Raw genomic sequence first — 23,649 nt, 5'->3', positions numbered from 1 at the left:
AAGCCGATTATCCCGTGCTGCGGAAACGGCTGGCTACCCCTCGAAAAATAGCATGCTTGAGGGGTTTATCTTCAAATGAGCGTGTGGGCGCTGAAACCTTTCATCTTTTATGCCAGCTCAGGGCGGTCGCGAAACTGCTCCAGGGCCTCGGGGTTGGCCAGGGCATCGGTGTTTTTCACCGGTTCGCCATGCACGACATTTCTTACCGCCAGTTCGACGATCTTGCCGCTGATGGTGCGCGGGATGTCACTCACGCTGAGAATCTTCGCCGGCACGTGGCGCGGCGTGGTGTTGGCGCGGATCACCTCGCGGATCTGCTGTTCGAGGGCGGCGTCCAGGTGTTCGCCGTCATTGAGCCGCACAAACAGCACCACGCGCACATCGTCCTGCCAGCGTTGGCCGATGGCCAGGCTTTCCAGGACCTGCGGGACTTTTTCCACCTGGCGGTAGATCTCCGCCGTGCCGATGCGTACGCCGCCGGGGTTGAGCACTGCATCCGAACGCCCGTGGATCAGCAGGCTGCCATTGGCGCGTTGCTCGGCATAGTCGCCCTGGGCCCACACACCTGGGAACTGGCTGAAATACGAGGCGCGCAGTTTTTCCCCCTGGGGGTCATTCCACAGGCCGATGGGCATGGCCGGGAAGTGCCGGGTGCACACCAGTTCACCTTTTTCGCCGACCAGCGGCCGGCCCTGGTCGTCCCACACTTCGATGGCCATCGCCAGGCTCTTGCATTGCATTTCACCGCGCCGTACCGGCAGCATCGGGTTGCCGATGACAAAGCAGGAGACGATGTCGGTACCGCCCGACATCGACGACAGGCACAGCTCCTGCTTGATCTCGCGGTACACGTAGTCGTAGCTCTGGGGCGACAGTGGCGAGCCGGTCGAGATCAGGCCCTTGAGGCTGCCCAGGTCATGGCTGCGGCGCGGTTGCAGGCCGGCTTTTTCCAGGGTGGCGAGGAATTTCGGGCTGGTGCCGAACACGCTGATGCGCTCCTGGTCGATCAGGTCAATCAGGCGCTCGGGCCCCGGATGAAATGGCGAGCCGTCATACAGCACCACCGTGGCGCCGATGGCCAGTACCGAGACCAGCCAGTTCCACATCATCCAGCCGCAGGTGGTGTAGTAGAACAAGCAGTCGTCGCGCGACAGGTCGGCGTGCAGGCCGTGTTCCTTGAGGTGGGTCAGCAGCACGCCACCGGTGCCGTGGATGATGCACTTGGGCACGCCGGTGGTGCCGCTGGAGTAGAGGATGTACAGCGGGTGGTCGAAGGGCACGGCGACAAACTGCGGTTCGCCGCCCGCGCGGTAGAAGTCATCCCACAGGGCTACGTTGGCCTGGGTCTGGTAATCCTCGACGCGCGCCTCGGGCCGGGCGTAGGGCACGATGATCAGTTGTTGCAGGGTGGGCAGGCGCTCGAGGATTTCATTGAGCTTGGCGCTCTGGTCGATCAGCTTGCCAGCGTAGCGATAGCCGGCGCAGGTGATCAGCACCTTGGGTTCGATCTGGCCGAAGCGGTCGATCACCCCTTGGGTGCCGAAATCCGGCGAGGAACACGACCAGATCGCCCCGAGGCTGGTAGTGGCAAGCATGCCCACCAGGGTTTGCCAGGTATTGGGCATGCACGCCGCCACCCGATCTCCCTGGCCCACGCCGGCTGCTTGCAGGCTGCGCTGCAGGCCGGAGACGTGGCGGGCCAGTTCGGCATAGGTCAGTTGTTCGCGCTGGCCGTCTTCGCTGATGGCGACCACGGCGGGGTGGTCATCGCGGCGGCGCAGCAGGTGCTCGGCAAAGTTCAGGGTGGCGCCGGGAAACCACTGCGCGCTGGGCATCTGCGCGCCTTCCACCAGCACTGTGCCGGGCGGCGTACGAAACTGCACGTCGAAGAACTCGACAATCGCCGCCCAGAACGCCGGGCGCTGGTCGATGCTCCATTGGTGCAGGCTGGGGTAATCGTTGATCTGCAAGGCGTGGCGATCATTGATAAAGCGCCGGAACTGGTCCATCCGGGTGTTGTGGATGCGTTCCGGGCTCGGTTGCCAGAGGATATCGGACATGGCGCACTCTCTTGTTCTTGTATGAAATCTGCCAGGCATCACACATCCAAACTGTGGGAGCTGGCTTGCCTGCGATAGCGGTGGTGGCTGGCCGACCGCTATCGCAGGCAAGCCAGCTCCTACAGGGGGTTTGCGGTGTTTGGGTTTACTGGGCCAACCACCCGCCATCGATGTTCCACGCCGCGCCACGCACCTGGCTGCCGGCCTCGCTGCACAGGAACAGTACCAGCTCACCCAACTGCGGTGGCGTGACAAATTCCAACGACGGCTGCTTCTCGGCCAGCAGGTCATGCTGGGCCTGTTGCGGGTCGACGCCTGCGGCAATGCGGTCATCGATCTGCTTTTGCACCAGCGGGGTCAAGACCCAGCCCGGGCAAATGGCGTTGCAGGTCACGTTGCTGGTGGCGGTTTCCAGGCCAACGACCTTGGTCAGGCCGATTACCCCATGCTTGGCCGCGACGTAGGCCGCCTTGCCCACCGAGCCGACCTGGCCGTGCACCGAAGCGATGTTGACGATCCGCCCCCAGCCCTTGGCCTTCATGCCCGGCAGGCTCAGGCGCGTGCTGTGGAACACCGACGACAGGTTAATGGCGATGATCGAGTCCCAGCGCTCCACCGGAAAATCTTCCACCGCCGCCACATGCTGGATGCCCGCGTTATTGACCAGGATGTCGATGCCACCGAACTCGCGCTCGGCGTAGGCGACCATCTCGGCGATCTGCGCCGGGTCGCTGACATCGGCCGGGTGATGGCCGACCTTGCCGCCAAACGCCTGCACTTGGGCGATCACCGCGCTGGCATCGCCGAAGCCGTTGAGGATCAGGTTGGCGCCGGCCTTGGCCAGGCTCAGGGCAATGCCCAGGCCGATGCCGCTGGTGGAGCCGGTGACCAGGGCGGTCTTGCCGTTCAATGTCGTCATGAAAACCTCACACAATGCCGGTGGCGTAGAAAGTACCGATCACCACGAACACCGCGAGGGTCTTGATGATCGTGATGCCGAAAATGTCCTTGTAGGCTTCGCGGTGGGTCAGGCCGGTCACCGCCAGCAGCGTGATGACCGCGCCGTTGTGGGGCAGGGTGTCCATGCCGCCGCTGGCCATGGCCGCGACCCGGTGCAGCACTTCCAGGGGGATATTGGCGGCATGGGCCGCGGAAATAAAGCTCTCGGACATGGCCGCCAGGGCGATACTCATGCCGCCGGAAGCAGAGCCGGTGATACCGGCCAACAGGGTCACGGTAATCGCTTCGTTGACCAGCGGGTTGGGGATGCCCTTGAGCCAGTCCGCCAACACCAGGAAGCCCGGCAGCGAAGCGATCACCGCACCGAAGCCGTATTCCGAAGCGGTGTTCATCGCCGCCAGCAGCGCGCCGCTGACTGCGCTTTTACTGCCTTCGGCCAGCTTGCTCTTGATCGCCGAAAAGCCGAATACCAGGACCATGATGATCCCCACCAGCAACGCCGCCTGCACCGCCCAGATTGCGGTGAGCTTGGCGATTTCCGTGGTCACCGGCGCGCTCATGCCCGGCAGGGCAAGGCTGTGGGTCTTGCCGTACCACTGCGGGATCCAGTGGGTGAACAGCAGGTTCATCACCCCCACCAGAATCAGCGGCGACAGGGCGATCCACGGGTTGGGCAGGCTCAGGTCTTCGGCGGTTTCCGGCTCGTTGCGCAAGTCGGTGCCATAGCCTTCGCCGGCACGCTGGGCCTTGTTGCGCTGGCGTGCCAGGTACAGCATGCCGGCGCAGAACACAAAGATCGTGCCGATCAGACCCAGCCAGGGCGCGGCCCAGGCGGTGGTGTTGAAGAAGGTGCTGGGGATGATGTTCTGGATCTGCGGCGTGCCGGGCAGGGCGTCCATGGTGAACGAGAACGCGCCCAGGGCAATGGTCGCCGGGATCAGGCGCTTGGGGATATTGCTCTGGCGGAACATCTCGGCGGCGAACGGGTACACCGCAAACACCACCACAAACAGCGACACGCCGCCGTAGGTCAGCAGGGCACACACCAGCACGATCACCAGCATCGCCTGGCGGGTGCCGAGCAAACGGATGGCGGCCGCGACGATCGAGCGCGAAAAGCCCGACAGCTCGATCAGCTTGCCGAACACCGCGCCGAGCAGGAACACCGGGAAGTAGAGTTTGATAAAGCCGACCATTTTTTCCATGAACACCCCGGTAAAGGCGGGGGCGACGGCGGAAGGGTCGGTGAGCAGTACGGCGCCAAGGGCGGCGATGGGGGCAAACAGGATGACGCTATAGCCACGGTAGGCGGCCAGCATCAGCAGCGCGAGCGCCGCCAGGGCAATGATCACACTCATGGTGTGTCTCCATCGGATTGTTATTGTTGTGGGGTAATGCTGTAGGAAGGGGCTATAGCGGGAATTGTGCCAAGTTTGTAAGTTATTGATATATATAGATATTTATAGTTTGTGGTCAGGCCATGTCTCTATATCAAGACAAATCCAGATCAAATGTGGGAGCGGGCTTGCCCGCGATGGCGGTCTAACTGGCGTGGATTTGTTGCCTGACACACCGCTATCGCGGGCAAGCCCGCTCCCACAGGGGGAGTGTCTTTGTAATGAGATTTGTGTCTCTTTATTGGGATTGCTCGATGCCCAGCGCCACCATCTTTTTGTACAGCGTCGAGCGCCCAAGCCCCAATTGCTTGGCCGCCTCGATCACATTGCCCTCGCACTGGCGCAACGCGGCAGCAATCAACTGCCGGTCAAACCGCTGCCGTGCCGCGCTGAAGGTCTGGACCTCGACTGGCGCCACGGCGCTGCGCTCTACCGGGCTGAACGTACCAATCGCCGCACGAATTTCCCGCGCATCCAACACCAGGTCATCGCTGAGCAACGCTGCGCGCTCCAGCACGTTGCGCAACTCACGGATGTTTCCTGGCCAGGCATGCTCGGCCAGCAGCGCCAGGGCTTCGCGGTCCAGTTCATGCTGGCTGCGCAGTTCTTCAAGGATCGCTTCGCTCAACGCCGGAATATCATCCAGGCGTTCGCGCAGGGGCGGGACCTGGATCGGCAATACGTTGAGGCGGTAATACAAATCGGCGCGAAATTCGCCGCGCTTGATCGCGGCTTCCAGGTCGGTGGAGGTCGCGGCGATCACCCGTACGTCGCTGTGGATCATTTCGTTGGAGCCCACCGGCTCGAACTCTTTCTCCTGCAGCACCCGCAGCAGTTTGCTTTGCAGGGGCAGCGGCATGTCGCCGATTTCATCGAGAAACAACGTCCCGCCCTGGGCGATTTGCAGTTTGCCGGCGCGGCCCTTGCGGTCGGCGCCGGTGAATGCGCCGGGCGCGGTGCCGAAAAACTCGGCTTCCAGAAGGTCGTGGGGGATGGCGGCGCTGTTGATGCTGACAAAGGCCTTATGGGCGCGTGGCGAGGCGCCATGGATGGCCTGGGCCAACAGCTCCTTGCCGGTGCCGGTTTCGCCCAGCAGCAACACCGGCGACTCGGCACTGGCACTGCGCCGCGCCCGGCGCTTGACCTCCAGGCTGGCAGCGCTGGTGCCGATAAAGTGCGCGAAGTTGTATTTGCTCTGGCGCGAGCGCAGCAGCGAACGGGTCGAGGCCAGCTCCTGTTGCATGCTCAGGTAGCGCTCGATCATCGGCGAGAGGTTGCGCAACTCATCGAACAGGGCAAAACCGATGGCGCCGATGACCTTGCCGGCATCGTCGTGGATCGGCAGGCGCATCACCACCAACGGGCCTTTGGGCGTGTCCTGGATATCCAGGAGGATCGGCTGGTCACTGCGCACCACCTGGCGTAGCAGGCTGTTGGAGATCACCTGTTCGCACGGCTGGCCGATGGCCTGGTCGGCGCTTTTGAGGCCGAAGCGCTTGGCGTAGCGCTCGTTCATCCACACGATGTTGGCGTCGCGATCGACAATTACCGTGCCTTCGCTGGACTGCTCGATGATCTCGAACAGGGACTGGATCGCCAGGCCACGAACGTGCGGGTAGTCCTTGAGGCTTTCGGTGGTGTTCATGCTCGGGGCGCCAACAAAAAAGATGAATGAATGACCTGATCCCCTGTAGGAGCCGGTTTGCCGGCGATGGCGATTTTACTGGCGCCATCGCCGGCAAGCCGGCTCCTACAGAGGGAGTTGCGTGGCGGCCAGCAGTTCCTGGGTGTAGGGGTGCTGTGGTGAGTCGAACACCGCCTGGCTCGGCCCACGCTCGACCACCTTGCCGTCCTTGATCACGATCATGTCGTGGGCCATGGCCCGCACAACGGCCAGGTCATGGCTGATAAACAGGTAGGTCAGGCCGTACTTTTCCTGCAATTCACGCAGCAGCGCCACCACTTGTTTTTGCACGGTGCGATCCAGGGCCGAGGTGGGCTCGTCCAGCAGCATCAAGGCCGGGCGCAGCACCAGGGCGCGGGCGATGGCGATGCGTTGGCGCTGGCCACCGGAGAATTCGTGGGGGTAGCGATGGCGGCTGGCCGGGTCCAGGCCCACATCCTGCAGCACCTTGATCACCTGCGCATCACGCTCCTGCAGGCTGCAGGGCGCGTGCACCTCCAGGCCTTCGCTGATGATCTGTTGCACCGACATGCGCGGGCTGAGGCTGCCATAGGGATCCTGGAACACCACCTGCATCTGCTTGCGCCACGGGCGCATCTGTTTCTGGCTGAGGCTATCGAGGGCCTCGCCCTGGAAGCGGATGCTGCCGCTGGAGTCGAGCAAGCGCAGGATTGCCTGGCCGAGGGTGGACTTGCCGGAGCCTGACTCGCCGACGATCCCCAGGGTCTTGCCCCGTTGCAGTTCCAGGCTGATGCCATCCACCGCTTGCAGGTACTGCCTGCGCCGGAACAGCCCGCCAGCGATGGGGAAACGCACACTCAGGCCGTCGACCTGCAACACCGTCTCGCGTGCATCCTGGCACAGTGCCGTGCCGACCGGTTCGGCATCCAGCAGCAGGCGGCTGTAGGGGTGTCGTGGGGCATTGAACAGGGTTTGGCAGTCGGCCTGCTCGACGATTTCCCCGGCCTGCATCACGCATACGCGCTGGGCAATGCTGCGCACCAGGTTGAGGTCATGGCTGATCAGCAGCAAGGACATGCCCAGGCGTTGCTGCAAGGATTTGAGCAGCAGCAGGATCTTGCGCTGCACCGTCACATCCAGGGCGGTAGTCGGCTCGTCGGCGATCAGCAGTTCCGGCTCGCAGGCCAGGGCCATGGCAATCATCACCCGCTGGCGCTGGCCGCCCGACAACTGATGGGGGTAAGACTTGAGGCGTTCCTGGGGATTGCGGATGCCCACCAGGTCCAGCAGCTCGAGGATACGCGCCTGGGCCGCCTTGCCGCCGAGGCCCTTGTGCAGCAGCAGGGTTTCGCCGATCTGCTTTTCGATGCTGTGCAAGGGGTTGAGGGAGGTCATCGGCTCCTGGAAGATCATCGCGATACGGTTGCCCCGCAGTTTTTGCAGGGTGCTGGCGGTGGCGCCGAGCAGTTCCTGGCCGCGATAGCGCACCGACCCTGTGGTAGCGGTGCCGGCCTGGGGCAGCAGTTGCAGGATCGAATGGGCCGTCACCGATTTGCCCGAGCCCGACTCGCCCACCAGCGCCAGGCACTCGCCGGGGCGGATATCCAGGCTCAGGTTGCGCACCACGGTCTGGCCGTTGAAGGCGACGCACAGGTCGCGGATCTCGATCAGGTTGTCAGTCATGGATGCATCGCCCTTCATGATCGTGGGTCGAAGGCGTCACGCAGCGCCTCGCCGATAAATACCAGCAGCGACAGAATCAGCGCCAGGGTGAAAAAGGCCGTGAGCCCGAGCCACGGCGCCTGCAGGTTTTGCTTGCCCTGGGCGATCAACTCACCCAGGGACGCGCTGCCCGCCGGCATGCCGAAGCCGAGGAAATCCAGGGCGCTGAGGGTGGAAATCGCCCCGGTCAGGATGAAAGGCAGGTAGCTCAGGGTGGCGGTCATCGCGTTCGGCAGGATGTGCCGGCGGATGATCTTGCCGTCACTCAGGCCCAGGGCTCGCGCGGCTTTCACATATTCCAGGTTGCGCCCGCGCAGGAATTCGGCGCGCACCACATCCACCAGGGCCAGCCAGGAAAACAGCGCCATGATCCCCAGCAGCCACCAGAAGTTGGGCTCGACAAACCCCGAGAGGATGATCAGCAGGTACAGCACCGGCAGCCCAGACCACACTTCGAGGATGCGCTGGCCAAGCAGGTCGACCCAGCCGCCGTAATAGCCCTGCAAGGCACCGGCGGCAATGCCGATGACGGCGCTGATCGCGGTCAGGCCGAGGGCGAACAGGATCGATACCCGTGCGCCGAAGATCACCCGCGCCAGCACATCGCGGGACTGGTCGTCGGTGCCCAGCCAGTTCACCGTGGACGGCGGGCTGGGGGCAGGGCGGGTCAGTTCGTAGTTGGGCGTGTCATCGCTGAAGGGGATCGGCGGGAACAGCATCCAGCCGCCGTCTTGCTTGATCAGTTGCTGCACGTAGTCACTGCGGTAGTCGGCCTGGAATGGCAGTTGCCCGCCGAACTGCTGCTCGGTGTAGCGCTTGAACACCGGGAAATACAACTGGTCCTGATAGCTCAGCACCAGCGGTTTGTCGTTGGCGATCAACTCGCCGCCCAGGGTCAGGATAAACAGGCCGATAAACAGCCACAGCGACCACCAGCCCCGGCGGTTTTGCTTGAAGCGTTCGAAGCGCCGACGGGCTACGGGAGACAGATTGAGCATCAGGCGTTCCTCGCGGCAAAGTCGATACGCGGGTCCACCAGGGTGTAGCAGAGGTCGCCGATCAGTTTTATCAAGAGGCCAAACAGGGTGAAGATAAACAGTGAGCCAAACACCACCGGATAGTCCCGCGACACCGCCGCTTCGTAGCTCATGCGGCCCAGGCCGTCGAGGGAGAAGATCACCTCGATCAGCAGCGAACCGGCGAAGAACACACTGATAAACGCCTGGGGGATCCCGGAGATCACCAGCAGCATGGCGTTGCGAAACACATGGCCGTAGAGCACGCGCCGTTCGCTCAGGCCCTTGGCGCGTGCGGTGACCACGTACTGACGGGTGATTTCATTGAGGAACGAGTTTTTGGTGAGGATGGTCAAGGTGGCGAAACCACCGATCACCAGGGCGCTGACCGGCAGCACCAGGTGCCAGAAATAATCGGCGACCTTGCCCAGGGTACTCAGTTGCTCGAAGTTCTCCGACACCAGGCCCCGCACCGGGAACCAGTTCAGGGTGGTGCCGCCGGCAAAGACCACGATCAAGAACATCGCGAACAGGAAGGCCGGCATCGCGTAGCCAATGACGATGGCGGTGCTGCTCCACACATCGAAACTGCTGCCGTGGCGCACCGCCTTGCGGATCCCCAGAGGGATCGACACCAGGTAGGTGATCAGCGTAGCCCAGAGGCCGAGGGAAAGGGTCACCGGCATCTTTTCCAGGATCAGGTCGATCACCGTGGCGCCGCGAAAGAAGCTGTTGCCAAAATCCAGCTGGGCGTAGTTCTTGAGCATCAGCCACAGGCGTTCGGGGGCGGATTTGTCGAAGCCGTATTGTTTTTCGATGTCCTTGATCAGCTTGGGGTCCAGGCCGCGACTGGCGCGTGAGCCACTGCTGACGCCGTCGCCGGCCGAGCCGCCGACGCCCCCGCCGCCAATCCCCTGCAAGTGGGCGATGGCTTGCTCCACCGGCCCGCCGGGCGCGGCCTGGACGATCACAAAGTTCACCAGCAGGATGATCACCAGGGTCGGGATGATCAGCAGCAGGCGCCGCACGATATAGGCAAACATCAGCGGGCACCTCGCGGCTTGTTCAGTTCGGCTTTCATCTGCTCATTGGTCAGGGGGGTCGGGCTGACCTCCCACCACGACTCCAGCGCCTCGTCGTTGCTCGCCTCGATGGCCGGGCGACCGAAGCGGTTCCACCACGCGGCCGAGGTGCCGGGCGGGTAGTAATTGGGGATCCAGTAGTAATTCCATTGCAGCACCCGGTCCAGGGCATGGGCGTAGCTGAGCATCTGCGCCTGGGTGGTGGCACGCACCAGGCCGGTGACCAGGGTGTCGACCGCCGGGTTTTGCAGGACGATGTAGTTGTTGCTGCCCGGGTCGAAGGCCGACGAGGAACCGAAGAAGTTGTACAGCTCCATGCCCGGCGAGGTGGTGACCGGGAAGCCGGTGACGATCATGTCGTAGTCGCGGGTCATCAGGCGGTTGACGTACTGGGATGAGTCGATGCGCCGGATGTTGAGGGTAATGCCGATCTGCGCCAGGTTGCGTTTATAGGGGAGCAGCAGGCGTTCGAGGCCGTTTTGCACATTGAGGAAGGTGAACTCCAGGGGTTCGCCGGCAGCGTTCACCAGCTTGTCGCCCTTGGGCGTCCAGCCGGCGTCTTCCAGCAAGGCCAGGGCTTGCAGTTGCTTGTCACGGATCATGCCGCTGCCGTCGGTGGTCGGCGCCTTGAACACTTGGGTGAAGACTTCGTCGGGGATCTGCCCGCGCAAGGGTTCGAGAATCGCCAGTTCCTGGGCGTCGGGCAGTTGGGTGGCGGCCAGCGGGCTGTTGGAAAAGTAGCTTTGCTGGCGGATATACAGGTTGCGCATCATCTGCCGGTTGGCCCACTCGAAATCCCAGAGCATGGCCAGGGCCTGGCGCACGCGGCGGTCCTGGAATATCGGCTTTTGCATATTGAACACGTAGCCCTGGGCCGCTTGCGGGGCTTGCTTGGCCAGGTGCGCGCGTTGCAGGCGGCCATCGTCCAGGGCCGGGCCGTTGTAGCCGATGGAATAGCCGGTGGCGGAGAACTCGCGGTTGAAGTCATAGGCGCCGCCGCGCAGGACCTGGCGCGCGACTTCGGTATCGCCGAAGTACTCCAGGCTCAAGCGGTCGAAGTTGTACAGGCCGCGGCTGACGGGCAAGTCCTTGCCCCACCAGTCGGGGTCGCGCTGGAAGGTGATAGTGCTGCCGGAATTGATCTTGCTGACTTTGTACGGACCGCTGCCCAGGGGCACCTCATAGCCGCCGCCGTTGGCGAAGTCGCGGCTTTTCCACCAATGTTCGGGGAACACCGGCAGGGTCGCGATATCCAGGGGCAGGGTGCGGTTCTCGCTGCTGGAGAAGTCAAAGCGCACTTGCAGGGGGCCTTCTACCTCGACGTGCTTGACGTCGGCAAACAGCGTGCGAAAGCGCAGGCTGCCCTGGGTCATCAGCAGGTTGAAGCTATAGCGTACGTCTTCTGCGGTGATCGGCTTGCCGTCGGCAAATCGCGCCTTGGGGTTGAGGAAAAAACGCAGGTACAGGCCGTCCTCGGCGCGCTCCATCTTTTGCGCGACCAGGCCGTAGACGGTATAGGGCTCATCCAGCGAGCGGTAGGCCAGGGGCGAATACACCCAGCCGTCCAGCTGGCTGACGCCGATGCCTTTGTCGATATACGGCAGTACATGGTCGAAGCGGCCGACTTCGAGGGCCGAGCGCTTGAGGCTGCCGCCCTTGGGGGCATCGGGGTTCACATAGTCGAAATGCTTGAAATCGGCGGGGTACTTGGCAGGTTCGCCGTAGACGGTCAATGCCTGTTGCGGGGCAGCAAACGAGATGGAACTCGCCAGCAGCAGGGCCAGGGTAGAGCCAACTAACGTGAGGAAGTCCAGTCGCATTATCAGCCTTGAGCGCCGGGTGAAGAAGGAAGGGGACTTGTACCCTAACCGCACGCGGGTCGCCAGTCACCCCACTGGCACACAAACACAACGGCCCACCAAAAGGCGGGCCGTTGTGTTTTGCAAAGATGTGGATCAGTCCTGGCGGCTGGTCACTTCCAACAGGTGATAACCGAACTGGGTTTTCACCGGGCCCTGCACGGTGTTGACCGGGGCGCTGAACACGACAGTGTCGAATTCCTTGACCATCTGGCCAGGGCCAAACGAACCCAGGTTGCCGCCATCACGGCTCGATGGGCAGCTGGAGTTGGCTTTGGCGATTTCTGCGAAATCAGCGCCGCCTTCGATCTGGGCTTTGAGTTCGTTGCACTTGTCTTCGGTGGCAACCAGGATGTGACGGGCGGTAGCTTTAGCCATGATGGGTAACTCCTTGAATAAAAAAGGTGAGCGTACCGGATTCAGGCGGTTATTTCCCGGCAAAGTTCCACTGATTTACATCAGGCTTGATCGCGCAGACGTGCGGCCGCTTCACGCAGCAACTGCTCAGTCCCATCCCAACCCAGGCAGCCGTCGGTCACCGAGACGCCGTAGCGCATCGACGGGCTGAGCGGCTGGCAGCCTTCGAACAAATGACTCTCCAGCATCATGCCGATCAGCGAGGTGTCGCCCTGCAAGCGCTGCTCCAGCACGTCATTGAACACCGCTGGCTGGCGCATCGGGTCCTTGCCGCTGTTGGCGTGGCTGCAATCGACCATGATCCGCGTGGCCACTTTGCTTTTGGCCAGGTCGGTCTTGACCTGGGCCACGCTCTGGCGGTCGTAGTTCGGGCCGCGATGGCCGCCGCGCAACACCAGGTGGGTGTCGGCGTTGCCCGGAGTCTGGATGATTGCCGGATGGCCCTGGCTGTCGACGCCAAAGTGGCGGTGCGGATGGGCTGCCGAACGCATGGCGTCGCAGGCGATGGCCACGCCGCCGTCGGTGCCGTTCTTGAAGCCGACAGGCATGCCCAGGCCGCTGGCCATTTCCCGGTGGATCTGCGATTCGGTGGTGCGGGCGCCGATGGCGACCCAACTGAGCACATCGTCGAAGTAGCCGGCGGCCATTGGTTGCAGCAACTCGGTGGCGACCGGCAAGCCCAGGCGCAGCATTTCGCGCATCAATTCCCGTGACAGCGTGAGGCCGGCGGCCATGTCATCGCTGCCATCGAGGTGCGGGTCGTAGGCCAGGCCTTTCCAGCCGATGGTGGTGCGCGGTTTTTCGACGTAGGCGCGGATTACCAGGAGCATCTGGTCACTGACGTCATTGGCCAGTTTTTTCAGATTGCGCGCGTATTCCATGGCGGATTCGGGATCATGGATCGAGCAGGGCCCGACGATGACCAGCAGGCGCGAGTCCTCACCCGTGAGAATCGCGCGGATCGCCTGGCGATGAGCGTTGACTTGCTCGGTCAGGAACGGGCTCAGAGGCAATTGGTGCTTGAGCTCAAGGGCGCTGGGCAAACGCTGGGTCAGCGCTTCATTGGCGCGGGACAGGGTGGTGACGGGCAGGGCGGCGATGGAGGAGTTCATATGTTCTGCTTCCTGGGCAAGCGGCGGGCTGTTCCCGCGCGCTCTGCCCTACTGGGGTGTTCGACAATTGGCCGTATTGGCTGCGTGTGTTGGCTTGCCACCAAGAGGTGACCGATCGGAGGCGGCAGGCTGTCCCGAACGGAGCTTGCTAAATCGCCAGGCGGTGCAGGTGTCGTAACGGTAATAAGTGCTGAAGTTCATGGTGTGGTTTCCTTTAAGTTCGGTGTGTAGCAAAAAATGTTCAGGGCTGAAAAAACAAAACCCCCGGTCGGGGAGCCGACCGGGGGTTAGATTTCTCTGGCAGGCGACCCCTTGAGTAGTGGGCGCCGATTTCAGGTATCAGGCGCGCCAGTGGCTAAACCAATACCCAAAATAAAAGCTGGCCAGTGCGCTCAAACCGTTCACGCGGGTAGCCACGACCGAACGCTGTGCGTTGGCAGTAGGGCAAGCCTGGGTGAGGGTGAGTTGCAACATGGTGTTTCTCCAAATGATGGGGTGGAGCTTAACTGACGCATGCCGCTGGATTCAATCAGTAATTTCTATCGCGAGGAGGGGCTTACCACTATGGCGGATGTCCCGATATGCTGGATGGATACTCACAATGATTGCCTGGACGCGACCTGTGACGCAATGGAGCCCACTGCTATGGCATTCACCCTCAAGGCAGCATCGGATCAACACCTGGCCTTTGCGCGCAGCCTGACGCATCAGGCGATGGGCCATTACTATAGGCAGTACGATCTGACATGGTCCGACAAAGGCTTCGACACCGCCTGGGCCGGGCGGGAAAACTGGTTGATTTGCCAGGACGACAGGCTGGTAGGGTTCGTCAGTCTCAGCCGCGATGACAATGCGCTATACATTCGCGAACTGCACATTATCGAGGCTTTTCGCCGCCAGGGCGCAGGCAGTTGGGTGCTGGAGCAGATGATCTGCAAGGCGCATGTCGAAAAGCGGGGTTATCTGCGCTTGACGGTATTCAAGACCAATCCGGCTAGAAGGCTGTATCAGCGCCAGGGCCTGAGTATTGTCGGTGAAGAGGGGTGTTTCTGGCGCATGGAGTCCGTTTGTCTATCAGCGCAGTCGTCCCGGTAAACCTCGCGCTCGACTTGAATCGGTGCATACTGCTCTTTAGGAGCCAATCTCCTGATCATTGCCCGGGCTTTTTGCCTCGTTAAGGATGATCCCCTCTTTCATGCCCAAAAGGACCGCGACCTTATGGGCTTCTCCCCGCCGCCCCTTTTTACGCCCAGCGAGCACTTGATAGGTGGTCGCCGGATCCACGCCATGTTCCCTGGCGAATGCCTGGACCGATTTGCCTTGATGTTCCAGCCAGGCTTTGGCTTGTGCAGCGGTACGGATTCCGGGCATAGTTCAAAACCGTTCAAGTTTGTGTAAAACGAGATGACATCGTCACCTCTTGGGGTGTGCCAGAAAGGATATTACATCCAAATGAGTGGAATAGGTTCGCGCTTACGGCAAGAAAGAGAGCGACTTGGCTTGTCGCAAAAGGTTTTTGGTGAAATAGGAGGCGTGGAGGCTAACGCGCAAGGTAAATATGAAAGTGGTGGCCGCGCACCCAAGGCCGATTACTTATCCCGCGTTGCAGAAAAAGGTGTCGATATTCTGTTTGTTTTGACAGGTAGCCCAACTCCCATCCAGTTGGACAACCTGAGCCAGATCGAAGAAAAAGTCCTGGGCAACTACCGCGCGATGTTTAAAGAGGATCAGGATGCAATCCGCAGGCTGACCAGCACCTTGGCAGAGCATTGCTCTGTGGCAAACGGAAAATCCCGGCCGATCCCCAAGGAATCCTGACCTTTTGCCCAGGAAACAACCCCGCCTGCCGCTCGGCAGGCGTTCGTAGTGGATTGAAACTCTATATATATGACGCGTTCAGCTAGGTCTGTGCCGTGGTTTTTTGCTAAGGTGTCCGGCAACCTATAAGACCATTTCGCGAGGTGTCTGCTTGATTAGGGTGCTAGTAGTCGATGACCATGATCTCGTTCGTACAGGCATTACACGAATGCTGGCTGACATCGATGGCCTGCAAGTAGTCGGTCAGGCCGAGTCGGGGGAGGAATCCCTGATCAAAGCGCGTGAATTGAAACCCGATGTGGTCTTGATGGACGTCAAGATGCCGGGGATTGGCGGTCTTGGCGCGACCTGCAAGTTGCTGCGCAGTCATCCGGATATCAAGGTTGTCGTGGTTACGGTTTGTGAGGAAGACCCTTTTCCTACCAGGCTTCTGCAGGCAGGTGCAGCGGGTTACCTGACTAAAGGCGCGGGGCTTGCGGAGATGGTCCAGGCTATCCGCCTGGTATTTGCCGGTCAGCGCTACATCAGCCCGCAGATTGCCCAGCAATTGGCGATCAAGTCTTTCCAGCCGGTCAGCGATTCGCCGTTTGATGCCTTGTCCGAGCGCGAGATCCAGATCGCCCTGATGATTGTCGGTTGCCAGAAGGTCCAGTCGATTTCGGACAAGCTCTGCCTGTCGCCGAAAACCGTGAACACCTACCGTTATCGAATCTTCGAGAAGCTATCCATCAGCAGTGATGTTGAACTGACCTTGCTCGCGGTTCGCCACGGCATGGTGGACGCCAGCGCCTGAAATGCAAGCCACTGAAATAACCGCCGCGTTTGATCCCAGTGCATTTCTAGCGACCTGCAGTGGCCGGCCTGGCGTGTATCGCATGTTCGACAGCGAGGCGCGTCTGCTGTACGTCGGCAAGGCCAAGAACCTCAAGAAGCGCCTGGCCAGTTACTTTCGCAAGACCGGCCTGGCGCCGAAGACCGCCGCGCTGGTGGGGCGTATCGCCCAGGTCGAAACCACCATCACCGCCAATGAAACCGAGGCGTTGCTGCTTGAGCAGACGCTGATCAAGGAATGGCGGCCGCCCTACAATATTCTGTTGCGTGACGATAAGTCCTACCCGTACGTGTTTCTGTCGGACGGTGACTTTCCGCGCCTGAGCATCCATCGCGGGGCGAAGAAGCGCAAGGGCAAGTATTTTGGCCCGTATCCCAGCGCCGGGGCGATCCGCGAGAGCCTGAGCCTGCTGCAAAAGACCTTCTTCGTGCGCCAATGTGAAGACAGCTTCTACAAGAACCGTACCCGCCCGTGCCTGCAATACCAGATCAAGCGCTGCAAGGCGCCTTGTGTCGGGCTGGTCGAGCCTAAGGAATATGCCGAAGACGTGCGTCACTCGGTGATGTTCCTCGAAGGGCGCAGCAATGCCCTGGCCGACGAACTGTCGGGGGCCATGGAGCAGGCGGCCAGTGTCCTGGATTTCGAACGGGCCGCCGAGCTGCGTGACCAGGTGTCGCTGTTGCGCCGGGTACAGGACCAGCAGAGCATGGAGGGCGGCACCGGTGACGTCGACGTGATTGCGGCCTTCGTCAACCCGGGCGGGGCCTGTGTGCACCTGATCAGCGTGCGTGGCGGTCGGGTGCTGGGCAGCAAGAATTTCTTTCCCCAGACGGGGATCGAGGAAGAGGTGGCCGAAGTCATGGCTGCGTTTCTCGGCCAGTATTACGTCAGCAGTCCCGAGCGCGACCTGCCGGGCGAATTGATCGTCAACGTGGTTCACGAAGACTTCCCTGCGCTGATCGATGCGATCCACGCCCTGCGCGGCCGCGAACTGGACATCAGCCACCGGGTGCGCGGCACCCGTGCGCGCTGGCAGCAATTGGCGGTGACCAACGCCGAGCAGGCCCTGAGCGCGCGCCTGGCCAACCGCCAGCATGTGGCCGCACGCTTTGAGGCGCTGGCCGACGTGCTCAAGCTCGACGAGCCGCCGCAACGCCTGGAGTGCTACGACATCAGCCACTCCAGCGGCGAGGCGACCGTGGCGTCCTGCGTGGTCTTCGGTCCGGAAGGGCCGATCAAGTCCGACTATCGACGCTACAACATCGAAGGCGTCACCCCTGGTGATGACTATGCCGCCATGCACCAGGCCCTGACCCGGCGCTTCAGCAAACTCAAGGACGGCGAGGGCAAGCTGCCGGATATCCTGCTGGTAGACGGCGGCAAGGGCCAGTTGTCCATGGCCCGTGATGTGCTCAACGAACTGGCAGTGCCCGACCTGATCCTGCTCGGCGTGGCCAAGGGTGCGACGCGCAAGGCCGGTTTTGAAACGTTGTACTTGAATGATGCGGCCCATGAGTTCACCTTGAAGGGCGACTCACCGGCGCTGCACCTGATTCAGCAGATCCGCGATGAAGCCCACCGCTTTGCCATTACCGGCCACCGTGCCCGCCGTGGTAAGACCCGGCGCACCTCAACCCTGGAAGGGGTTGCGGGTGTGGGACCAAAGCGGCGGCGTGAACTGTTGAAACATTTCGGTGGATTGCAGGAATTGTCCCGTGCCAGCATTGAAGAAATAGCCAAAGCCCCTGGTATCAGTAAAAAGCTCGCTGAGTTGATTTATGCAAACCTACACAGCGAGTAGAATGCCCTCTCACCTCGTAGCCAGTTGTGCCGATGAATATCCCTAATCTGATCACCGTTCTACGCGTCCTGCTCATTCCGATTTTCATTTTGCTGTTTTACCTGCCCTATGAATGGAGCTACATGGCCTCCAGTTCGGTCTTTGCCTTCGCGGCCGCGACCGACTGGCTAGACGGCTACCTGGCACGACGCCTGGAGCAGAGCACGCCGTTTGGCGCGTTCCTCGACCCCGTAGCCGACAAGCTGATGGTCGCCGTGGCGCTGGTGCTGCTCGTACAAGAGCACGGCAACCTGTGGCTGACCCTGCCTGCCGCCGTGATCATCGGTCGTGAAATCGTCGTCTCGGCCTTGCGCGAATGGATGGCCGAAATCGGCGCACGCGCCCATGTGGCCGTGTCCAACATGGGCAAATGGAAAACCGCCGCGCAAATGCTGGCGCTGGTCATCCTGCTGGCCAACCCGTCGAATTTCACGTTCTGGGTGCTGCTGGGCTACGCCTTGCTGCTGATCGCCGCCGGCCTGACCTTGTGGTCCATGCTGCAATACCTGCGCGCCGCCTGGCCCCATCTGCGCACCACCGTGGAAAAGAAATAAAACTTTTTTGAATCAAGGGGTTGACGGGTGGTGAGGATTCTATAGAATGCGCATCACCAAGACGCGGGAATAGCTCAGTTGGTAGAGCACGACCTTGCCAAGGTCGGGGTCGCGAGTTCGAGTCTCGTTTCCCGCTCCAAATATCGATCTACAGGGTTCCATTGAAGTCTGTAGATCATTGAAAAAAGACGCTTAGGCGTCTTTTTTCGTTCCGTCAGCATTCATCGAAAGCCACGGGTATCCGGACGTGTTTAGTCCAGAATCTAGTCCATGAAAATGGCGGGCTTTGAGATCGGATTGTTGCAGGAGCCCAACGAGTCGTTTGCTGAACATCTAGCCCTGAATTCAATCTTCAGGAGGCTAGAAGCATGGCTCTTTCATATGCTGCCGTCCGGCAGGCCACGCCCACTGGCAAAGACTACACCCTCGGCGATATTGACGGCCTGTCCTTGGCGGTGACAGCCTCGGGCGGGCGCTCGTGGCACTTCCGTTACTGCTGGAACGGCAAGCAAAAACGCATGTCGCTGGACACCTATCCGCAGGTCAGTTTGCGTGACGCGCGTTACCTTTGGGACGAAGCGGGCAAATTATTGGCTCAAGGGGTCAATCCCCAGGCGCGTCCTTAGACAGTTACTGGATCAGCAGTTCGGCGGTGGCGGTCTCGCGCACGCGCATCATGATCAGGCTGTTGAAGTTGCCTGCCACCTGGGCGGCGCGGTTGCCCAGGCGCGCTTTGATGTAGCTGAGGGGCTGCAAGGTCGGGGCCGTGGAAACAGCGCGTGGCTTGGCAGCTCGACGACGCGGTTTGGTCGCGGCAGATTTGGCGGTTGAACCAAGGCGTCGAGAGTAGGACGGGTTATCAGTCTTCTATTGCACTGTCCGTAAAGAAGGCAAAAGTAGAAAGGGATGTTCGGAATAGAGATCGCCCACCAGGAGGGGCGGTGATTAATCGTGGGCAAATACTCCGTAGATCACCTGCACCACGATTCCCGGATTTGGGTGGCTGTCGTCATCCACCGTCGACGCAGCGTTTGAGGTGATGATCAGCGCATGGGTGTCATTGAACAGACAAGGTCGACGTTCGAGTTGCTCGTCATCCAGGTGCTGCTGCGCCGTAGCCTTGAAGATCTGGGCTACCTGGGCGGGTGCGGAACGAGTCGGTAGTGCTGGGCGCTAGCCTGGAGAGGATGGTGGGTGGCGGGGCAGCGTCAATCGGCAACGGGCGCAGCCCCTTATAGGCGGGTGTTGATCGTCTGGATCAAGCGTGGAGGTGATTCGAGATAGTACTATGCAGTGCTGCACGGGCCGAAGCTGATTACTGTGTACGTAACCGCATGAAGGAATCGTCGCCAATAACCCGGGTGGCGAAGTCCTGTGTTTTCACTAATTCAATAGAGTGTTCGCAGTCCTTGAGGTTGTGGTAACTCTCGGAACTGACGGCGATGATCTTTGCGTTTTTAGCGATGAATCGCCAACGCCATTCGTTTTTGATGTCTTTGTATACGTAAAAGTGGGCAGACTCTGCCATATGCTTCTCCTCGGACGTCGATACTTATGTAGCGGGCGTTTAACGCTATCAATCATGCCGAGAGAGCGTCTATAAACATAGAGATTCGAGTTGCGTCGCAATGTGTCGAAGATTGCAAATTACGTTCGACCTAGCGGACGTAGGCGTGTTGATTTTGATATGGTGTTTGACTTTGTATCGTTAACGTTGATGAAGGAATCGTAAATGGATCTTCGAGTATGGCAGGCTGTACGAATCGCTCAGGATTCTCTAGACACCTTGCAAGCTGATTGAGTAACGCTTTTCAAACTCTACCGGTGAAAGTTGATTATTGAAACCATGGCGGCGTTTTACGTTGTAGAATATTCCGATGTAATCGAATACATCACTACTGGCATCTTCCCGCGTGGTGTAGATTCTCCGCTTGACCCGTTCCCGCTATAGAAGTTGGAAAAAGCTCTCGGTCACGGCGTTATCATGGCAGTTGCCTCAGTGGCTCATGCTGGCAACCAAATTGTTTGCCTTCAAAAAGCTGCGCCAATCGGAACTGCTGTACTGGGCCTTGGTCGGAATGAACCATCACCTCTTGTTTCGGTTTACGCGTCCAAACCGCCATCAACAACACATAAATCGCCAAATCACGGGTCATCTGCGACTTCATTGGCCAGCCTACAACCTGGCGAGAAAACAGATCCAGCACCACCGCCAAATACAACCAGCCTTCATCCGTACGAATGTAGGTAATGTCGGTGACCCAAACCTTGTTGGGTCCCACGACGTCGAACTGGCGCTTCGGCAAATTGGGTGAGGCGACCGCTGGCTTACCGCCGTACTTTCCAGGGCGGCGTCGATAACCTGTCTGAGAACGCAGACCTTCAAGACGCATCCGCCTCGCCACACGATGACGACCACAATCCTCATCGCGCAGATCGTCATGGATTTTGCGATAGTCGTAAACGCCGCCGCTCTCCAGTCGGGAATGCTTGATCAACCCTAGAAGTCGTTGTTCGTTTTGGACGCATACAGATTGCGGCTCAGACAGCCACGCGTAATAACCGCTGGGATGGGCTTTCAGCGTGATGCAAAGCCGTCGAATCGAATAGTCGCCAGCGTGCTGCTTGATAAAGGCGTACTTCAGACGCACTCCTTGGCAAAGTACGCTGCGGCCTTTTTTGATATGCCTCGATCTTCAGTGACGCGCTTGAGTTCCGCTCGCAGACGACGCAGTTCAGCGTGCTGATCATCGTCCTGCTGCCGTTCTTCTTGAGGTTTGCTGTAGCGCTTTATCCAGGCATAGAGGCTATGCGTCGACACGCCAAGACGGCCCGCTACCTCAGCGACAGGCAGCTTCTTTTCGGTCACTTGATTGACTGCTTGGATTTTGAATTCTTCGGGTTAACGCGGGTTGCTCATGGCATCTCCCAATTGGCTTCAGTTTAAGGCAAAGAGGTGTCTACGAGACCCGGGGCGATTCAGTTCATGTGGGAAAACTCGCCAATTCGTTGTCGAAAGTTCCCTCTAGGGCTTTGAGGGCTGGTCAAGGTTGATTGGGATACTTCATTGTAATGAGGAAGGAAATAAGTACATCGTACGTAGCACTTTTTGATCTCATGAAATGGAGTTTATGTACTGCGGCCGGTGGATGCGCTGGCGAGTAGGCTGGAGGTATAGGCTCCAGTCTTACTTTATTTACGGCAGCAACTGCTGTTAAAAAAGTGTCTGGAGAGGTGGGATCATGGCTTCAAAAAGTTTTCAGAGTGAAGTGCCCAAGGCGCGAGTCAACATCAAGCTTGATTTGCATACTGGTGGTGCCCAGAAGAAAGTCGAGTTGCCGCTCAAGCTGATGATCATGGGTGATTACAGCAATGGCAAGGAGCAACGCCCGCTCTCTGAGCGAGGCAAGGTCAACATCAATAAAAACAACTTCGACAGTGTCCTGGGTGAGTTTTCTCCTAGCGTGAAACTCGCAGTCGATAACACATTGGCCGGCGATGCGTCTGACACCTCCGTCGAGTTGAATTTCCAGAGCATGAAGGACTTCGAACCCGAGCAGGTAGCGCGGCAGATTCCGCAACTGCGCGCCTTGTTGGCCATGCGCAACCTGTTGCGTGACCTGAAATCGAACCTGTTGGATAACGTGACCTTTCGTCATGAGCTTGAGCGCATCCTTAAGGATGACGCACTCAGTGATGAACTTCGAGCCGAGCTGGCTGCTCTGGCGCCCAAGGAAGAACGTTAATTCATATCGGTAGTTTTAAAAGGAAGTTCCATCATGCCTGCAGAAAATTCCAGCGTGCAATCGCACGGTGCTACAGTATTGTCTGAACATAACAATGGTGTTTATGCCACCTTGTTTAACAAGATCAACTTAAGCCCAGTTACTGAGTTGGGAGGTATCGAGGTTTTCCAGAATTCTGAGGCGCTGTCTGAGGTCTCGGCTGATGAGCGGGTAACGGCCGCCGTGAATGTCTTTTTAAAGTTGATTAAGCAATCTACACAAAAAGTCGAGCGGCTGGACAAGATTCTGCTGGACGAGCACATCGCTTTGCTGGATATGCAGATCAGTCGCCAACTTGACGTGGTCATGCACCATCCTGACTTTCAACGCGTTGAGTCAACGTGGCGTGGCGTGAAATCGCTGATCGACCAGACAGACTTCCGTCAGAACGTTCGTATAGAACTGTTGGATATCAGCAAGGATCACCTGGTGCAGGATTTCGAGGATGCTCCGGAAATCGCCCAGAGTGGTTTGTATCTGCATACCTATACTCAGGAATACGATACCCCGGGGGGTGAGCCGATTGCCTCGGCCATCTCCAACTACGAATTCGACCGCAGTCCTCAGGACATTGCCTTGTTGCGCAATATTTCAAAAGTAGCCGCCGCTGCGCATATGCCGTTTGTGGGTTCCGTAGGCCCGGCCTTCTTTGGCAAAGATTCTATGGAAGAGGTTGCCGCGATAAAAGACATCGGAAATTACTTTGACCGTGCCGAATACATCAAGTGGAAGGCATTGCGTGACAGTGATGATGCACGCTATATCGGCTTGGTCATGCCACGCGTTCTGGGTCGGCTGCCCTATGGGCCCGACACCGTTCCCGTACGCAGCTTCAATTACATCGAAAGCGTAAAAGGGCCAGATCACGACAAGTACCTGTGGACCAATGCGTCGTTTGCCTTTGCCGCCAACATGGTCAAGAGCTTCGTCACCAACGGCTGGTGCGTGCAGATTCGTGGGCCGCAATCGGGCGGTGCCGTCACTGAGTTGCCGATCCACCTGTACGACTTGGGCACTGGCAATCAGGTCAAGATCCCTTCCGAAGTGATGATCCCGGAAACGCGCGAGTTTGAATTTGCCAATCTCGGTTTCATCCCACTTTCGTACTACAAGAACCGCGACTATGCGTGCTTCTTCTCGGCTAATTCTGCGCAAAAGCCCGCGTCGTACGACACGGCCGACGCCACCGCCAACAGCCGCATCAACGCGCGCCTGCCTTACATCTTCCTGCTGTCTCGCATAGCCCACTACCTGAAGCTAATCCAGCGCGAAAACATCGGCACCACCAAGGATCGTCGCCTGCTGGAACTTGAGCTGAACAAATGGATCGGCGGTCTGGTGACTGAAATGACTGATCCGGGCGATGACCTGCAAGCCTCGCACCCGCTGCGGGATGCGAAGGTGACGGTTGAAGACATTGAGGATAACCCCGGCTTCTTCCGTATCAAGTTGTACGCCGTGCCGCACTTCCAAGTCGAGGGCATGGACGTGAATCTGTCACTGGTTTCGCAGATGCCCAAGGCCAAAGCCTGATTCAGTCGTAGGGAAAC

The 23,649-nt window shown here is 59.7% G+C and carries 21 protein-coding genes, 1 tRNA gene and 2 pseudogenes; 9 read left to right on the top strand and 15 right to left on the bottom strand.

Annotated elements, in window-relative coordinates; all coding sequences use genetic code 11:
* Positions 1-107: 107 nt before the first annotated feature.
* From HBO05_RS03575 to HBO05_RS29180, 11 genes are all read right to left on the bottom strand, one after another.
* Complete coding sequence (locus HBO05_RS03575; RefSeq protein ID WP_172311705.1) at positions 108-2,060, bottom strand: acetoacetate--CoA ligase; 1,953 nt, start codon at positions 2,058-2,060, stop codon at positions 108-110.
* Between the two features lie 145 nt (positions 2,061-2,205).
* Positions 2,206-2,979, bottom strand: coding sequence for a 3-hydroxybutyrate dehydrogenase (locus HBO05_RS03570; protein WP_057959252.1), 774 nt, complete (start codon positions 2,977-2,979; stop codon positions 2,206-2,208).
* A 7-nt stretch (positions 2,980-2,986) separates the two neighbouring features.
* Complete coding sequence (locus tag HBO05_RS03565) at positions 2,987-4,378, bottom strand: GntP family permease (protein ID WP_029293751.1); 1,392 nt, start codon at positions 4,376-4,378, stop codon at positions 2,987-2,989.
* A 277-nt stretch (positions 4,379-4,655) separates the two neighbouring features.
* Positions 4,656-6,062, bottom strand: a complete 1,407-nt coding sequence (locus HBO05_RS03560) for a sigma 54-interacting transcriptional regulator (protein ID WP_172311703.1) — start codon at positions 6,060-6,062, stop codon at positions 4,656-4,658.
* Between the two features lie 105 nt (positions 6,063-6,167).
* Positions 6,168-7,745 (bottom strand): ABC transporter ATP-binding protein, encoded by a 1,578-nt coding sequence (locus HBO05_RS03555; protein WP_172311701.1) that lies wholly within the window; start codon positions 7,743-7,745, stop codon positions 6,168-6,170.
* Between the two features lie 14 nt (positions 7,746-7,759).
* A complete protein-coding gene (locus HBO05_RS03550) occupies positions 7,760-8,782 on the bottom strand; it encodes an ABC transporter permease (protein ID WP_170057146.1) in 1,023 nt (340 codons plus the stop codon).
* Positions 8,782-9,843: a microcin C ABC transporter permease YejB gene (locus tag HBO05_RS03545; RefSeq protein WP_172311699.1), complete on the bottom strand. Its 1,062-nt coding sequence runs from the start codon at positions 9,841-9,843 to the stop codon at positions 8,782-8,784. The genes HBO05_RS03550 and HBO05_RS03545 overlap by 1 nt, the downstream gene beginning before the upstream one ends.
* Positions 9,843-11,702 carry an extracellular solute-binding protein gene (locus HBO05_RS03540; RefSeq protein WP_172311697.1) on the bottom strand — a complete coding sequence of 620 codons (1,860 nt, stop codon included), beginning with the start codon at positions 11,700-11,702 and terminating at the stop codon, positions 9,843-9,845. Before HBO05_RS03540 ends, HBO05_RS03545 begins: the two co-directional genes overlap by 1 nt.
* Before the next feature lie 135 nt (positions 11,703-11,837).
* The gene (locus HBO05_RS03535; RefSeq protein ID WP_032861429.1) at positions 11,838-12,119 is read right to left on the bottom strand and encodes a peptidylprolyl isomerase; all 282 of its coding nucleotides are present in this window, start codon (positions 12,117-12,119) and stop codon (positions 11,838-11,840) included.
* A gap of 80 nt (positions 12,120-12,199) precedes the next feature.
* Positions 12,200-13,270, bottom strand: coding sequence for a 3-deoxy-7-phosphoheptulonate synthase (locus HBO05_RS03530; RefSeq protein WP_172311695.1), 1,071 nt, complete (start codon positions 13,268-13,270; stop codon positions 12,200-12,202).
* Positions 13,271-13,609: 339 nt separating this feature from the next.
* Positions 13,610-13,744: a hypothetical protein gene (locus HBO05_RS29180; RefSeq protein ID WP_262376865.1), complete on the bottom strand. Its 135-nt coding sequence runs from the start codon at positions 13,742-13,744 to the stop codon at positions 13,610-13,612.
* 171 nt (positions 13,745-13,915) lie between these two features.
* Here HBO05_RS29180 and HBO05_RS03525 point away from each other — a divergent pair, with 171 nt between their 5' ends.
* Complete coding sequence (locus HBO05_RS03525; RefSeq protein WP_172311693.1) at positions 13,916-14,365, top strand: GNAT family N-acetyltransferase; 450 nt, start codon at positions 13,916-13,918, stop codon at positions 14,363-14,365.
* A gap of 36 nt (positions 14,366-14,401) precedes the next feature.
* Here HBO05_RS03525 and HBO05_RS03520 read toward each other — a convergent pair whose 3' ends face one another.
* Positions 14,402-14,641 carry a DNA-binding protein gene (locus HBO05_RS03520; protein WP_169956523.1) on the bottom strand — a complete coding sequence of 80 codons (240 nt, stop codon included), beginning with the start codon at positions 14,639-14,641 and terminating at the stop codon, positions 14,402-14,404.
* 81 nt (positions 14,642-14,722) lie between these two features.
* Here HBO05_RS03520 and HBO05_RS03515 point away from each other — a divergent pair, with 81 nt between their 5' ends.
* The 6 genes and pseudogenes from HBO05_RS03515 to HBO05_RS03490 form a co-directional block, all read left to right on the top strand.
* A complete protein-coding gene (locus HBO05_RS03515) occupies positions 14,723-15,088 on the top strand; it encodes a helix-turn-helix transcriptional regulator (RefSeq protein WP_169956521.1) in 366 nt (121 codons plus the stop codon).
* Positions 15,089-15,239: 151 nt separating this feature from the next.
* Positions 15,240-15,881: a UvrY/SirA/GacA family response regulator transcription factor gene (gene uvrY / locus HBO05_RS03510; RefSeq protein ID WP_029293774.1), complete on the top strand. Its 642-nt coding sequence runs from the start codon at positions 15,240-15,242 to the stop codon at positions 15,879-15,881.
* A gap of 16 nt (positions 15,882-15,897) precedes the next feature.
* The gene (uvrC, locus tag HBO05_RS03505) at positions 15,898-17,721 is read left to right on the top strand and encodes an excinuclease ABC subunit UvrC (RefSeq protein ID WP_169956616.1); all 1,824 of its coding nucleotides are present in this window, start codon (positions 15,898-15,900) and stop codon (positions 17,719-17,721) included.
* A 32-nt stretch (positions 17,722-17,753) separates the two neighbouring features.
* Positions 17,754-18,314 carry a CDP-diacylglycerol--glycerol-3-phosphate 3-phosphatidyltransferase gene (pgsA, locus tag HBO05_RS03500; protein ID WP_029293776.1) on the top strand — a complete coding sequence of 187 codons (561 nt, stop codon included), beginning with the start codon at positions 17,754-17,756 and terminating at the stop codon, positions 18,312-18,314.
* Positions 18,315-18,377: 63 nt separating this feature from the next.
* Positions 18,378-18,453, top strand: a tRNA-Gly gene (locus tag HBO05_RS03495).
* A 229-nt stretch (positions 18,454-18,682) separates the two neighbouring features.
* Positions 18,683-18,928: pseudogene (locus tag HBO05_RS03490) on the top strand (Arm DNA-binding domain-containing protein); the annotation flags it as partial.
* 16 nt (positions 18,929-18,944) lie between these two features.
* Here HBO05_RS03490 and HBO05_RS29175 read toward each other — a convergent pair.
* From HBO05_RS29175 to HBO05_RS03480, 3 genes and pseudogenes are all read right to left on the bottom strand, one after another.
* Entirely contained in the window at positions 18,945-19,070 is a 126-nt protein-coding gene (locus HBO05_RS29175) for a hypothetical protein (RefSeq protein WP_262376924.1), read from the bottom strand.
* Positions 19,071-19,629: 559 nt separating this feature from the next.
* The gene (locus HBO05_RS03485) at positions 19,630-19,842 is read right to left on the bottom strand and encodes a DUF1508 domain-containing protein (RefSeq protein ID WP_170057149.1); all 213 of its coding nucleotides are present in this window, start codon (positions 19,840-19,842) and stop codon (positions 19,630-19,632) included.
* Between the two features lie 249 nt (positions 19,843-20,091).
* Positions 20,092-21,201: pseudogene (locus tag HBO05_RS03480) on the bottom strand (IS3 family transposase).
* 355 nt (positions 21,202-21,556) lie between these two features.
* On the opposite strand from HBO05_RS03480, the gene tssB reads away from it, so the two are divergent.
* Both tssB and tssC read left to right on the top strand, forming a co-directional pair.
* Positions 21,557-22,060: a type VI secretion system contractile sheath small subunit gene (gene tssB / locus HBO05_RS03475; protein WP_170041188.1), complete on the top strand. Its 504-nt coding sequence runs from the start codon at positions 21,557-21,559 to the stop codon at positions 22,058-22,060.
* Between the two features lie 33 nt (positions 22,061-22,093).
* The gene (tssC, locus tag HBO05_RS03470; RefSeq protein WP_172311691.1) at positions 22,094-23,632 is read left to right on the top strand and encodes a type VI secretion system contractile sheath large subunit; all 1,539 of its coding nucleotides are present in this window, start codon (positions 22,094-22,096) and stop codon (positions 23,630-23,632) included.
* Positions 23,633-23,649: the final 17 nt, after the last annotated feature.

The organism is Pseudomonas sp. WS 5079 (genome assembly GCF_012985465.1).
Classification (GTDB): Bacteria; Pseudomonadota; Gammaproteobacteria; order Pseudomonadales; family Pseudomonadaceae; genus Aquipseudomonas.
This window is presented reverse-complemented; position numbering and strand designations above follow the sequence as displayed.